The sequence below is a fragment of the Nocardioides alcanivorans genome, from assembly GCF_021555175.1.
Classification (GTDB): Bacteria; Actinomycetota; Actinomycetes; order Propionibacteriales; family Nocardioidaceae; genus Nocardioides; species Nocardioides alcanivorans.
In genome coordinates this window covers 1-13,408 of record NZ_JAKGRW010000029.1, presented here as the reverse complement: position 1 = coordinate 13,408, position 13,408 = coordinate 1, and the positions used below count along the sequence as shown (strand labels likewise).

The following is a 13,408-nucleotide window of genomic DNA, read 5'->3' as shown; positions in this document are numbered from 1 at the left end:
CATGTGGGACGGACCTACGGGCGAACTGACCTACAGCGGTCTGCGCGTCATCGAGCTGGCCGATCAGCCGTCGGGTGAGATCGTCGGCAAGCTGCTGGCCGACGAGGGCGCGGACGTCATCAAGGTGGAGCCGCCGGAGGGCAGCCCCGGACGACGCATCGGCCCGTTCGCTGCCGGTGCCAGCGACGACCTCGACGCCAGCTTGCACTTCTGGACCTACAACACCGGAAAGAGCAGCGTCACGGTCGAGCCCGCCGACGTGGCGGCCCGTGACGCGCTGATCGCTTCTGCGGACGTCCTGATCACGTCGGACGGACCGGCAGCCCTTGCGGCGAAGGGCATCGACCTCGATGACCTGGTCGAACGGAACCCGGGCCTGATCGCCGTCTCCGTGTCGCCGTACGGACTGACCGGTCCCTGGGCGGATCGTCGTACCAGCGACCTCGTCGCGCTCGCGGTCGGCGGGCCGCTGATGAGCTGTGGCTACGACGACCACACGATCCCGCCCATCCGGCCGGGGGCAACCAGGCCTTCCAGACCGCGGCCAGCTTCGGTCACTCCGGTCTGCTGCTCGCGCTGCTGGAGCGGCAGGCGACCGGCCTCGGACAGATCGTCGACGTGTCGATGCACGAGGCGGTTGCGGTGAGTGGCGAGCTCGCCAACCCCTACTGGTTCTATCCGCGGGTGCACCTGCACCGCCAGACCTGCCGGCACGCACAGCCGTCTCCGACCCAGCCCGCACTCTTCGAGTGCGCTGACGGGGTCAGCGTCTACTTTGCGCTCATCCTCAGCGACGTGAAGACGTGGCAGAACCTGGTGGCCTGGCTCGACACGATGGGCCTGTCGCTCGACCTCGCGGACGAGGCCTATCTTGCGCTCAGCCATCGGCAGGAGCACTTCTCGCACATCCAGACCATCATGGAGTCGTTCTTCATGATGAAGGACTCCGCGGACGTCTACCGTGAGGCACAGGAGCGCGGCCTGCCCCTGGGGCCGGTCCTTGCGCCTGAGCAGCTCCTTGAGGATCCCCACCTCCAGGAGCGGGAGTTCTTCGTCCCGGTCGAGCTCCCGACCACCGGTGAGGCGCTCTTCCCGTCCAGCCCCTACCGGTTCTCCTACGGCAACGGAGTCCCCGGCAGCCCACCGCGGCTCGGCGAGCACACCGCCGAAGTCCTGGCAGGACTGAACAATGGCTGACGAATCGAGTTATGACTGGGTCCCAGATGCCTGCGCCATCGCGGGCATCGGCACCACCGAGTTCACCAAGGCATCCGGGGTGTCGGTGACCGCTCTCGCGGCCGAGGCCTCGCTCGCGGCGATCCGCGACGCCGGTCTCGAACCGAGTGACATCGACGGATTCGTCCGCAGTGACTACGACGAGACCTCGCCTGCAGCCCTGGCCGACTCCCTCGGAATCACCGATGTCGGCTACTGGGGTCAGGCCGGTGCAGGTGGTGCCGCGCCAGCCGCCATGGTCGGCCAGGCAGTCGCTGCCGTCCGCAGCGGACTGGCCAAGAACGTCGTCGTCTATCGCGCCCTCAACGGCAGGTCGGGGCGCCGGCTGGGCAAGGGCGTTGCGGCGACCGGCGCGGTGGGTGGCAACTCGTCGTACCTCGAGCTGTTCTCCCCGTGGGGAATGACCTCTCCGGGTCAGTTCTTCGCGATGGTCACGCGCCAGCACATGCAGAAGTTCGGGCTCACCGAACGCACGTTGGCGGAGATCGCGATGGTGTGCCGGCGTCGAGCCAATGCCAACCCCGCCGCCATGATGCACGACCGCACCATGGAGCTCGACGACTACTTCGCGGCCCGGATGATCTCCTCCCCGCTCCGACTCTTCGACTTCTGCCTCGAGAACGACGGCGCTGCCGCGGTGGTGGTCACCTCCGCCCCTCGGGCCCGTGACTTGGCGCAGAAGCCGGTGCTGATCCGTTCGGTCGCCCAGTCCACCGGCACCACGAGGATCGGGCCCGGACAGATGTATCCGGTCCTGATGAGTGATTCGCTCACCGACCTGCCGTCCCGGCGCACCGCCGAGCGGCTCTACGAGCGCGCGGGTCTGTCAGCGTCCGACGTCGATGTCGCGCAGCTCTATGACTGCTTCACGATCACGCTCTTCCTGCAGCTGGCCGACTACGGCTTCTGCAACCAGTCGGAGGCCGCCGAGTTCGTCGAGAGCGGGGCTCTCGACCTGGGCGGCGCAATCCCGGTCAACACAGCAGGAGGCCAGTTGTCCGAGTCCTACATCCACGGGATGAACCACGTCCTCGAGGGCGTGCGTCAGATCCGCGGCACCTCGACCGGTCAGGTCGAGGGCGCCGAGGTCTCGCTGGTGACGTCTGCCCCGCCGCCGGGGACCAGCGCGTTGTTGCTGGTGGCACCGTGAGTGCGGGTGAGGTCGGCCTCGGCATCGTGCCGCTGACGGACGACCCTGACACCGGCGGCTTCTTCGCCGCCGCCCGGGAGGGGCGACTGGTGGTGCAGGAGTGTGTTTCCTGCGGCAACCTCCAGCAGCCGCCGCGGCACCGTTGCATCACCTGCCTGGCAACCGACCTGACGTGGCACGACCTCCCCAAGCGCGGCACCATCCACTCCTGGACGGTCGTCGAGCACCAGATCAACCCGAACTTCCCGGCGCCCTACACGGTCCTGCTGGTCGATGTCGAGGACGAGGCAAGCACCGTGCCGCTCCGCTTCCTCGGACGCATCGTCGGCCGGGAGGAACCTGAGCTCGGCGCCGCGGTGGAACTCGTCTTCGAGACCGTCGGGGACGCCGTACTACCGAACTGGCGACTCGTCGAAGGCTGAGAGCGCGTTCGGACTCGCAGCACGATCCGCCGGGACCCCGGCACCACCACACGTTTCGCCGGCCAGCCGGCACCGCAGACAGATGCAAGGGAGCAGCCCCATGGGATGGGACTTCGAGACCGACGCCGATTACCAGGAGAAGCTGGACTGGGTCGAGCGGTTCGTCCGTGAGGAGATCGAACCCGCGGACCGGATGTATGAACACCCGCTGGACATGAAGAACCCGGTCCGCAACGCGTTGATCAAGCCGCTGCAGGCCGAGGTCCGTGCGCGCGGTCTGTGGGCGTGCCACCTCGGCCCGGAGCTCGGGGGACAGGGCTACGGTCAGCTCAAGTTGGCCCTTCTCAACGAGCGCATCGGTACGACGCTCTCCGGACCGGTCGTCTTTGGCACGCAGGCACCAGACTCCGGCAACGCCGAGGTGCTGGCCCACTTCGGCTCCGAGGAGCTGAAGGACCGCTACCTGAAGCCGCTGCTGGAGGGCGAGATCGCCTCCTGCTTCTCGATGACCGAGCCGGCCGGTGGTTCCGACCCGACAGGTTTCACGACGCTTGCGGTCCGCGACGGCGACGACTATGTCGTCAACGGCGAGAAGTGGTTCTCCTCCAATGCCAGGTTCGCGGAGTTCCTGGTGCTCATGGCGGCCACCAACCCTGACGCCGAACGCCACAAGCGCGCCTCGATGTTCATCGTCCCCGCCGACACCCCGGGCATCGAGATCATCCGCAACGTCGGCGTCACCGGCCACGCGGGCCACGAGGGCACCCACGCCTATGTGCGCTACAACGACGTCCGGATCCCGGCCGACCACATGCTCGGCAGCGAGGGTGAGGGCTTCGCGGTCGCCCAGGTCCGTCTCGGTGGCGGTCGTATCCACCACGCGATGCGCACTGTCGCGCTGGTCCGCCGCGCCCTCGAGATGATGATGGAGCGCGCGGTCTCCCGCGAGACCCGCGGCAAGCGCCTTGCAGACATGCAGCTGGTCCAGGAGATGATCGCCGAGTCGTGGGTGCAGCTCGAGCAGTTCCGCCTGCTGGTGCTCCAGACCGCGTGGAAGATCGACCACCACAAGGACTACAAGCTGGTCATCAAGGACATCGCCGCGGTCAAGATGGCGATGCCGAAGGTGCTGCAGGACGTCGCTGGCCGTGCCCTGCAGATCCACGGCTCGCTGGGCATCTCGACCGAGATGCCGTTGGGCAAGTGGGTGCTGGAGAGCTTCCACATGGCCATCGCCGATGGCGCCACCGAGTTGCACAAGCAGCAGGTCGCGCGTCAGCTGCTCCGCGACGTCGAGCCGGCGCCGGACCTGTTCCCCTCTCAGCACGTGTTGCGCCTGGAGGCTGCCGCACAGGAGAAGTACGCGCCGGTGCTCGCCAAGCTGGCCGCAGAGGGCGCGCAGTGATCCTCACGGATGCCGAGCAGGCTGAGACCCGGGGCGAGCTGGCGCAGGTCGTCGACGCGATGCTCGACCGGGTCTCCCCGCGTGCCGACGCGGTGCTGCGGGCCGACCGGGCTGCCGAAGGCATCATCGACGAGGCGTTGTGGACGCGGTTGAACGCCGAGGTCGGCGTCGCCGGTCTCGCCGTACCCGAGGCCTGGGGCGGGAGCGGCGCCTCGATCGCCGAGCTCGCTGTGGTCTCCGAAGCCCTCGGTCGACAGGTGGCGACGGTTCCACTGTTGGGGACCTGGCTCGCGCTCGAGGTGTTGGTGCGCAGCGGTGACCGCAACCACGCGGACACCGTCTCCGAAGCACTCGGCAAGGGACTCGCGCTCGCCGTGGTGCTCGAGGAGAGCTCGGTGCGGGCGACGCAGGTGGACGGGCAGTGGCTGCTCGACGGTGAGGTCGACCGCGTCGTCGACGTGGCTGCCGCGACCACGTTGGTCATCCCGGCTCGCGCTGGCGATGAGCTGCGTTGGTTCGTGGTGCCGACCGACAACGTGGCGGTGGTCCGGCGCGAGGCGCTCGACCTCACCCGTTCGCTCTCGTTGGTGACCTGCTCGGCCGCTCCGGCCCGCGCCGTCGTCACCACCAGCGCAGCCGATCTGCTCGAGAACGTGCGTGATCTTGCAGCGGTGCTCACCGCGGCCGAGCAACTTGGTGTCGCCGAGCAGGCAGTGGCGGACGCAGTCGCCTTCGCGAAGGAACGCGAGCAGTTCGGGCGTGCGATCGGCTCCTTCCAAGCGATCAAGCACCACGGCCGCCCACGCCGACATGCTCCACCAGCGACCGGGCCAGATCGGCGTCGGTCGCCATGTCGGCGGCCAGGTGCTTGATCGCTTGGAAGGAGCCGATCGCACGCCCGAACTGCTCGCGTTCCTTCGCGAAGGCGACTGCGTCCGCCACTGCCTGCTCGGCGACACCAAGTTGCTCGGCCGCGGTGAGCACCGCTGCAAGATCACGCACGTTCTCGAGCAGATCGGCTGCGCTGGTGGTGACGACGGCGCGGGCCGGAGCGGCCGAGCAGGTCACCAACGAGAGCGAACGGGTGAGGTCGAGCGCCTCGCGCCGGACCACCGCCACGTTGTCGGTCGGCACCACGAACCAACGCAGCTCATCGCCAGCGCGAGCCGGGATGACCAACGTGGTCGCGGCAGCCACGTCGACGACGCGGTCGACCTCACCGTCGAGCAGCCACTGCCCGTCCACCTGCGTCGCCCGCACCGAGCTCTCCTCGAGCACCACGGCGAGCGCGAGTCCCTTGCCGAGTGCTTCGGAGACGGTGTCCGCGTGGTTGCGGTCACCGCTGCGCACCAACACCTCGAGCGCGAGCCAGGTCCCCAACAGTGGAACCGTCGCCACCTGTCGACCGAGGGCTTCGGAGACCACAGCGAGCTCGGCGATCGAGGCGCCGCTCCCGCCCCAGGCCTCGGGTACGGCGAGACCGGCGACGCCGACCTCGGCGTTCAACCGCGTCCACAACGCCTCGTCGATGATGCCTTCGGCAGCCCGGTCGGCCCGCAGCACCGCGTCGGCACGCGGGGAGACCCGGTCGAGCATCGCGTCGACGACCTGCGCCAGCTCGCCCCGGGTCTCAGCCTGCTCGGCATCCGTGAGGATCACTGCGCGCCCTCTGCGGCCAGCTTGGCGAGCACCGGCGCGTACTTCTCCTGTGCGGCAGCCTCCAGGCGCAACACGTGCTGAGAGGGGAACAGGTCCGGCGCCGGCTCGACGTCGCGGAGCAGCTGACGCGCGACCTGCTGCTTGTGCAACTCGGTGGCGCCATCGGCGATGGCCATGTGGAAGCTCTCCAGCACCCACTTGCCCAACGGCATCTCGGTCGAGATGCCCAGCGAGCCGTGGATCTGCAGGGCACGGCCAGCGACGTCCTGCAGCACCTTCGGCATCGCCATCTTGACCGCGGCGATGTCCTTGATGACCAGCTTGTAGTCCTTGTGGTGGTCGATCTTCCACGCGGTCTGGAGCACCAGCAGGCGGAACTGCTCGAGCTGCACCCACGACTCGGCGATCATCTCCTGGACCAGCTGCATGTCTGCAAGGCGCTTGCCGCGGGTCTCGCGGGAGACCGCGCGCTCCATCATCATCTCGAGGGCGCGGCGGACCAGCGCGACAGTGCGCATCGCGTGGTGGATACGACCGCCACCGAGACGGACCTGGGCGACCGCGAAGCCCTCACCCTCGCTGCCGAGCATGTGGTCGGCCGGGATCCGGACGTCGTTGTAGCGCACATAGGCGTGGGTGCCCTCGTGGCCCGCGTGGCCGGTGACGCCGACGTTGCGGATGATCTCGATGCCCGGGGTGTCGGCGGGGACGATGAACATCGAGGCGCGCTTGTGGCGTTCGGCGTCAGGGTTGGTGGCCGCCATGAGCACCAGGAACTCCGCGAACCTGGCATTGGAGGAGAACCACTTCTCGCCGTTGACGACATAGTCGTCGCCGTCGCGGACCGCAAGCGTCGTGAAACCTGTCGGGTCGGAACCACCGGCCGGCTCGGTCATCGAGAAGCAGGAGGCGATCTCGCCCTCCAGCAGCGGCTTCAGGTAGCGGTCCTTCAGCTCCTCGGAGCCGAAGTGGGCCAGCACCTCGGCGTTGCCGGAGTCTGGTGCCTGCGTGCCAAAGACGACCGGTCCGGAGAGCGTCGTACCGATGCGCTCGTTGAGAAGGGCCAACTTGAGCTGACCGTAGCCCTGTCCCCCGAGCTCCGGGCCGAGGTGGCACGCCCACAGACCGCGCGCACGGACCTCGGCCTGCAGCGGCTTGATCAACGCGTTGCGGACCGGGTTCTTCATGTCCAGCGGGTGTTCATACATCCGGTCCGCGGGTTCGATCTCCTCACGGACGAACCGCTCGACCCAGTCCAGCTTCTCCTGGTAATCGGCGTCGGTCTCGAAGTCCCATCCCATGGGGCTGCTCCCTTGCATCTGTCTGCGGTGCCGGCTGGCCGGCGAAACGTGTGGTGGTGCCGGGGTCCCGGCGGATCGTGCTGCGAGTCCGAACGCGCTCTCAGCCTTCGACGAGTCGCCAGTTCGGTAGTACGGCGTCCCCGACGGTCTCGAAGACGAGTTCCACCGCGGCGCCGAGCTCAGGTTCCTCCCGGCCGACGATGCGTCCGAGGAAGCGGAGCGGCACGGTGCTTGCCTCGTCCTCGACATCGACCAGCAGGACCGTGTAGGGCGCCGGGAAGTTCGGGTTGATCTGGTGCTCGACGACCGTCCAGGAGTGGATGGTGCCGCGCTTGGGGAGGTCGTGCCACGTCAGGTCGGTTGCCAGGCAGGTGATGCAACGGTGCCGCGGCGGCTGCTGGAGGTTGCCGCAGGAAACACACTCCTGCACCACCAGTCGCCCCTCCCGGGCGGCGGCGAAGAAGCCGCCGGTGTCAGGGTCGTCCGTCAGCGGCACGATGCCGAGGCCGACCTCACCCGCACTCACGGTGCCACCAGCAACAACGCGCTGGTCCCCGGCGGCGGGGCAGACGTCACCAGCGAGACCTCGGCGCCCTCGACCTGACCGGTCGAGGTGCCGCGGATCTGACGCACGCCCTCGAGGACGTGGTTCATCCCGTGGATGTAGGACTCGGACAACTGGCCTCCTGCTGTGTTGACCGGGATTGCGCCGCCCAGGTCGAGAGCCCCGCTCTCGACGAACTCGGCGGCCTCCGACTGGTTGCAGAAGCCGTAGTCGGCCAGCTGCAGGAAGAGCGTGATCGTGAAGCAGTCATAGAGCTGCGCGACATCGACGTCGGACGCTGACAGACCCGCGCGCTCGTAGAGCCGCTCGGCGGTGCGCCGGGACGGCAGGTCGGTGAGCGAATCACTCATCAGGACCGGATACATCTGTCCGGGCCCGATCCTCGTGGTGCCGGTGGACTGGGCGACCGAACGGATCAGCACCGGCTTCTGCGCCAAGTCACGGGCCCGAGGGGCGGAGGTGACCACCACCGCGGCAGCGCCGTCGTTCTCGAGGCAGAAGTCGAAGAGTCGGAGCGGGGAGGAGATCATCCGGGCCGCGAAGTAGTCGTCGAGCTCCATGGTGCGGTCGTGCATCATGGCGGCGGGGTTGGCATTGGCTCGACGCCGGCACACCATCGCGATCTCCGCCAACGTGCGTTCGGTGAGCCCGAACTTCTGCATGTGCTGGCGCGTGACCATCGCGAAGAACTGACCCGGAGAGGTCATTCCCCACGGGGAGAACAGCTCGAGGTACGACGAGTTGCCACCCACCGCGCCGGTCGCCGCAACGCCCTTGCCCAGCCGGCGCCCCGACCTGCCGTTGAGGGCGCGATAGACGACGACGTTCTTGGCCAGTCCGCTGCGGACGGCAGCGACTGCCTGGCCGACCATGGCGGCTGGCGCGGCACCACCTGCACCGGCCTGACCCCAGTAGCCGACATCGGTGATTCCGAGGGAGTCGGCCAGGGCTGCAGGCGAGGTCTCGTCGTAGTCACTGCGGACGAATCCGTCGATGTCACTCGGTTCGAGACCGGCGTCGCGGATCGCCGCGAGCGAGGCCTCGGCCGCGAGAGCGGTCACCGACACCCCGGATGCCTTGGTGAACTCGGTGGTGCCGATGCCCGCGATGGCGCAGGCATCTGGGACCCAGTCATAACTCGATTCGTCAGCCATTGTTCAGTCCTGCCAGGACTTCGGCGGTGTGCTCGCCGAGCCGCGGTGGGCTGCCGGGGACTCCGTTGCCGTAGGAGAACCGGTAGGGGCTGGACGGGAAGAGCGCCTCACCGGTGGTCGGGAGCTCGACCGGGACGAAGAACTCCCGCTCCTGGAGGTGGGGATCCTCAAGGAGCTGCTCAGGCGCAAGGACCGGCCCCAGGGGCAGGCCGCGCTCCTGTGCCTCACGGTAGACGTCCGCGGAGTCCTTCATCATGAAGAACGACTCCATGATGGTCTGGATGTGCGAGAAGTGCTCCTGCCGATGGCTGAGCGCAAGATAGGCCTCGTCCGCGAGGTCGAGCGACAGGCCCATCGTGTCGAGCCAGGCCACCAGGTTCTGCCACGTCTTCACGTCGCTGAGGATGAGCGCAAAGTAGACGCTGACCCCGTCAGCGCACTCGAAGAGTGCGGGCTGGGTCGGAGACGGCTGTGCGTGCCGGCAGGTCTGGCGGTGCAGGTGCACCCGCGGATAGAACCAGTAGGGGTTGGCGAGCTCGCCACTCACCGCAACCGCCTCGTGCATCGACACGTCGACGATCTGTCCGAGGCCGGTCGCCTGCCGCTCCAGCAGCGCGAGCAGCAGACCGGAGTGACCGAAGCTGGCCGCGGTCTGGAAGGCCTGGTTGCCCCCGGCCGGATGGGCGGGATCGTGTGGTCGTCGTAGCCACAGCTCATCAGCGGCCCGCCGACCGCGAGCGCGACGAGGTCGCTGGTACGACGATCCGCCCAGGGACCGGTCAGTCCGTACGGCGACACGGAGACGGCGATCAGGCCCGGGTTCCGTTCGACCAGGTCATCGAGGTCGATGCCCTTCGCCGCAAGGGCTGCCGGTCCGTCCGACGTGATCAGGACGTCCGCAGAAGCGATCAGCGCGTCACGGGCCGCCACGTCGGCGGGCTCGACCGTGACGCTGCTCTTTCCGGTGTTGTAGGTCCAGAAGTGCAAGCTGGCGTCGAGGTCGTCGCTGGCACCGGCAGCGAACGGGCCGATGCGTCGTCCGGGGCTGCCCTCCGGCGGCTCCACCTTGATGACGTCCGCGCCCTCGTCGGCCAGCAGCTTGCCGACGATCTCACCCGACGGCTGATCGGCCAGCTCGATGACGCGCAGACCGCTGTAGGTCAGTTCGCCCGTAGGTCCGTCCCACATGTCAGATCACTCCCTCGTCCTCGAGCTCGGCGATCTCGTCGGACGTCAGCCCGAGTACCTCGCCGAACACGTAGTGGTTGTCCTCGCCGAGCAGCGGAGCCGAGCGCCAGGTCTGCTGCACGGTGCGGGAGAAGGTGATCGGGGTGCCCTCGAAGCGGGCCTCGCCGATCACCGGGTGGTCGAGCTCGAAGAAGGTGCCGCGCGCCGCCAGCTGGGGATCCCACTCGTTCAGGTCCTCGGCGTTCTGCACCGCGCCAGCGGTCACCTCGGCCGCCTGGAGCAGCTCCATCGCCTCGCGCGCCGTCCGTTGCTTCGTCCACTCCGCGACGAGGCTGTCGAGGGCGTCCTGGTTGGCGTGGCGGGCAGTCTGCGTCGTGAACCGCTGGTCCCGCGCCCACGCGGGGTCACCGATGGCGCGGACGAAGCGCTCCCACTCGGGCTGGTCGAAGACGGCGATCGCAATCCAGCTGTCCTCAGCGACGCAGGGATAGACCCCGTGCGGCGCGGCTGCCGGGTCATCGAGCCGGTTGCCTCGTGGGAAGTCGGGACGTCGGGTGACGTTCTTGTTCACGGTCACGTCAAGCATGTCGGGACCGATCATCGAGATCCCCACCTCGACGGCGGACACGTCGACCTCGGCGCCCTTGCCGGTCTTGTTGCGACGCAGGATCGCCATCATCAGCGCGGCAGAGTTGTAGTAGGCGGCTTGGTTGTCCATGTAGGACAAGCCCCAGCCGGACGGCTCCTCCCCGGGCAGGCCGGAGATGAACGACAGTCCACTGACGGCCTGGACGATCGGGCCGTAGCTCTTGTAGTGGGCATGCGGGCCGGAGTGGCCGAAGCCGCTCATCCGGCCATAGATGACGCCGGGCGACAGCTCCTCGAGGGCCTCGTGGGTGAGGCCCCACCGCTCCATCACGCCGGGCGCGAAGTTCTCGGTGACCACGCTGGATGCCGCGATGAGGCGGTCCACCAGCTCGCGACCCTTCTTGGTCTTCATGTCGACCGTGATGCCGAGCTTGTTGCGGCTGTAGTTGTTGTGCAACCCGCCGCGGTTCGGGTCGGCATCCGCGACCTCCTCGCCGTAGTTGCGCACTTCTCCCTTGTAGATGGGGAGCAGTCGCGGCCGGTCGATGCGACGCCGGTTCTCGATCTTGATGACCTCGGCACCGAAGTCGCCGAGCATGCGGGTCGCGACGGAACCGACGCCCATCCAGCAGAAGTCGGCAACGCGGATGCCAGCAAGGGGGCCCACTCGGGGCACCGGACGACGATCGGTCTCGGAGACAACGGGGGCGGGGCGCCATGCGGAGCGGCAGCCATGGGTTCCTCCATTCGGGGGAAGTAGTCAGGGAAGGAGCGGAGTCACGACATCGCCGTGCGGCCGCCGTCGACCGGAAGGACGGTTCCGGTCGTGAAGCTGGAGAGGTCGCTGCCGAAGTAGAGCGCGGTGCCGACGACCTCGTCGGGACGTCCGGCGCGCTGCATCGGGAAGGACTGGGCGCGGGCGCGCCACTCCTCGGTGTACCAGGCCTCGCTGATCTCGGTCAGGAACGGCCCGGCCATGATCGTGTTGACCCGGACCTTCGGCCCGTAGGCCTGGGCGAGGCCCTTGGTGAGGGTGTTGAGACCGGCCTTCGCGGCGGCGTACACGAGATCGCTGACCTTGGGCCGCACGGAGGCGATGCTGCTCACGTTGATCACGGAGCCGCCCTCGCTCATCCGCGGGGCAGCCAGCGTCGTCAGGCGGAACGGGCCCTTGAGGTTGACGTCGAACGTCTTGTCGAAGAGCGCTTCGCTCACCGTCTCGAGGCTCTCGTAGGTCGGTGCGATCCCGGCGTTGTTGATGAGCACGTCGAGACGCCCGAACTCGTTGATCGTGGCATCCACCAGCGCCTGGCAACCGTCCCAGTCGCCGACGTGCGCACCGATGCCGAGCGCCTTGACGCCGTACTGCGCGGTCAGCTTCTCCGCGATCTCGACGCAGGCCTCCTGCTTGCGGCTGGCGATCACGACGCTGGCGCCGGCAGCGGCATAGCCGTGGGCCATCTCGAGGCCGAGACCTCGGCTGCCTCCCGTGATCACCGCGACCTTGCCGCTGAGGTCGAGGGTGGTGCTCATCGGTCGTTCTCCTTGCTGGCGGCGGGCTTGGGCTCCGCGGGAAGGCCGAGGTGACGCTCGGCGACGATGTTGCGCTGGATCTGGTCGGAGCCTCCGGCGATCTGGTAGCCCGGGGCGCCCAGGACATGGGCGTTCCAGCTGAAGGTGCCGGGCTCGCCGGCGTCGGCGATGAGCGCCGGTCCGTTGAGCTCACGAGCCAGCTCGGACACCAGCTTGAGCTTGCGCACCCACTGCAGCTTGCGCATCGATCCGCTGGCGCCGGGGGCTCGCCACTGTCGCGGGCACGCTGTTCGCGGTGCAGGCTGACCTCGGCTGCGACCTCTCGCGCACGGATCTGCGCCAGCTGGGCGCGGACGGCAGGATCGTCGACCTTGCCGGTACGACGCGCCAGCTCGAGGAGCTGCTCGAAGCCGCCACCCACGCCGGACTTGTTGGACGCATTGGCGCGCTCGAAGCCGAGCGTGGCACGGGTGACCTTCCACCCGTCGCCCGGCTCCCCCAGGCGGTAGGCGTCCGGGACCCGCACGTCGGTGAGGAACACCTCGTTGAAGCTGGTGCCGCCGGACATCTGCTTGATCTGACGCACCTCCACCCCCGGTGCATCCATCGGCACCAGGAAGGCGGAGAGGCCCGCGTGCTTGGCCACGCTCGCGTCGGTGCGCACCAGCGCCTGGCCCCACTCGGCGAACTGCGCGCCTGAGGTCCAGACCTTCTGGCCGTTGAGCACCCAGTCGTCCCCGTCGCGCACGGCTCGGGTCGCCACCGCGGCAAGGTCCGAACCCGCAGCCGGCTCGGAGAAGAGCTGGCACGCAAGCTGCGACCCGTCGTGCAGCCCGGGGAAGACCCGGGCCTTGAGCTCGTCGCTGCCGAAGAGTCGGATCGTCGGTGCGATGAGGTTGATGGTCACCGAGAACAGCTCGTGACGCGTCAGCGCGACCGCCTCCGACTCGGCTGCCTTGAACGCGTCGGCATGGCCGGTGCTCAGACCGGCGCCGTGCAACTCGGTCGGCCAGGAGATGGCGCCGTAGCCCGCCTCGAACTTGAGCCGCTGCCAGTCCCGCAACCGCTCGAGGATCTGTCGCTCCTCCTCGTGGTCGAGGTTGTGGAACACCGACACGTCGTGAGGGTCGCGCACCGCTTGGTCGGCAGGGGCATGCCCGGCCAACCAGGTGCGGACGTCGGCGAGCCAGACCGTGAGGTCGGTGTC

11 protein-coding genes and 3 pseudogenes are annotated in these 13,408 nt (G+C 68.3%); 5 read left to right on the top strand and 9 right to left on the bottom strand.

The genetic code is table 11. The features are described from left to right. The first annotated feature begins 1 nt into the window (after position 1). From L1066_RS15420 to L1066_RS15400, 5 genes and pseudogenes are all read left to right on the top strand, one after another. Positions 2 to 1,197 (top strand): annotated as a pseudogene (locus L1066_RS15420) (CaiB/BaiF CoA transferase family protein). Continuing rightward, positions 1,190 to 2,386: a thiolase C-terminal domain-containing protein gene (locus L1066_RS15415; protein WP_235737161.1), complete on the top strand. Its 1,197-nt coding sequence runs from the start codon at positions 1,190 to 1,192 to the stop codon at positions 2,384 to 2,386. The pseudogene L1066_RS15420 and the gene L1066_RS15415 overlap by 8 nt, the downstream one beginning before the upstream one ends. Further along, the gene (locus L1066_RS15410; RefSeq protein ID WP_235737162.1) at positions 2,383 to 2,808 is read left to right on the top strand and encodes a Zn-ribbon domain-containing OB-fold protein; all 426 of its coding nucleotides are present in this window, start codon (positions 2,383 to 2,385) and stop codon (positions 2,806 to 2,808) included. The genes L1066_RS15415 and L1066_RS15410 overlap by 4 nt, the downstream gene beginning before the upstream one ends. Before the next feature lie 100 nt (positions 2,809 to 2,908). After that, positions 2,909 to 4,213: an acyl-CoA dehydrogenase family protein gene (locus L1066_RS15405; protein ID WP_235737164.1), complete on the top strand. Its 1,305-nt coding sequence runs from the start codon at positions 2,909 to 2,911 to the stop codon at positions 4,211 to 4,213. Further along, on the top strand, positions 4,210 to 5,085 hold the full coding sequence (locus tag L1066_RS15400; protein ID WP_235737167.1) for an acyl-CoA dehydrogenase family protein: 876 nt from the start codon (positions 4,210 to 4,212) through the stop codon (positions 5,083 to 5,085). Before L1066_RS15405 ends, L1066_RS15400 begins: the two co-directional genes overlap by 4 nt. On the opposite strand, the gene L1066_RS15395 is transcribed toward L1066_RS15400, so the two are convergent. The 9 genes and pseudogenes from L1066_RS15395 to L1066_RS28740 form a co-directional block, all read right to left on the bottom strand. Next, positions 4,997 to 5,872 carry an acyl-CoA dehydrogenase family protein gene (locus L1066_RS15395; protein WP_235737166.1) on the bottom strand — a complete coding sequence of 292 codons (876 nt, stop codon included), beginning with the start codon at positions 5,870 to 5,872 and terminating at the stop codon, positions 4,997 to 4,999. The two genes, L1066_RS15400 and L1066_RS15395, sit on opposite strands and share 89 nt — an antisense overlap. Next, positions 5,869 to 7,173, bottom strand: coding sequence for an acyl-CoA dehydrogenase family protein (locus tag L1066_RS15390; protein WP_235737164.1), 1,305 nt, complete (start codon positions 7,171 to 7,173; stop codon positions 5,869 to 5,871). Before L1066_RS15390 ends, L1066_RS15395 begins: the two co-directional genes overlap by 4 nt. A gap of 100 nt (positions 7,174 to 7,273) precedes the next feature. After that, entirely contained in the window at positions 7,274 to 7,699 is a 426-nt protein-coding gene (locus L1066_RS15385) for a Zn-ribbon domain-containing OB-fold protein (RefSeq protein ID WP_235737162.1), read from the bottom strand. Then, positions 7,696 to 8,892 (bottom strand): thiolase C-terminal domain-containing protein, encoded by a 1,197-nt coding sequence (locus L1066_RS15380; RefSeq protein ID WP_235737161.1) that lies wholly within the window; start codon positions 8,890 to 8,892, stop codon positions 7,696 to 7,698. The genes L1066_RS15385 and L1066_RS15380 overlap by 4 nt, the downstream gene beginning before the upstream one ends. Beyond that, a pseudogene (locus L1066_RS15375) lies at positions 8,885 to 10,080 on the bottom strand (CaiB/BaiF CoA transferase family protein). Before L1066_RS15375 ends, L1066_RS15380 begins: the two are co-directional and overlap by 8 nt. Before the next feature lies 1 nt (position 10,081). Continuing rightward, complete coding sequence (locus tag L1066_RS15370; protein WP_235737160.1) at positions 10,082 to 11,335, bottom strand: CaiB/BaiF CoA transferase family protein; 1,254 nt, start codon at positions 11,333 to 11,335, stop codon at positions 10,082 to 10,084. Positions 11,336 to 11,445: 110 nt separating this feature from the next. After that, positions 11,446 to 12,201, bottom strand: a complete 756-nt coding sequence (locus tag L1066_RS15365; RefSeq protein ID WP_235737159.1) for an SDR family NAD(P)-dependent oxidoreductase — start codon at positions 12,199 to 12,201, stop codon at positions 11,446 to 11,448. Continuing rightward, positions 12,198 to 12,683, bottom strand: a complete 486-nt coding sequence (locus tag L1066_RS28745) for an acyl-CoA dehydrogenase family protein (RefSeq protein WP_376707687.1) — start codon at positions 12,681 to 12,683, stop codon at positions 12,198 to 12,200. The genes L1066_RS15365 and L1066_RS28745 overlap by 4 nt, the downstream gene beginning before the upstream one ends. 101 nt (positions 12,684 to 12,784) lie before the next feature. Further along, a pseudogene (locus L1066_RS28740) lies at positions 12,785 to 13,312 on the bottom strand (acyl-CoA dehydrogenase family protein); the annotation flags it as partial. Between the last annotated feature and the right edge of the window lie 96 nt (positions 13,313 to 13,408).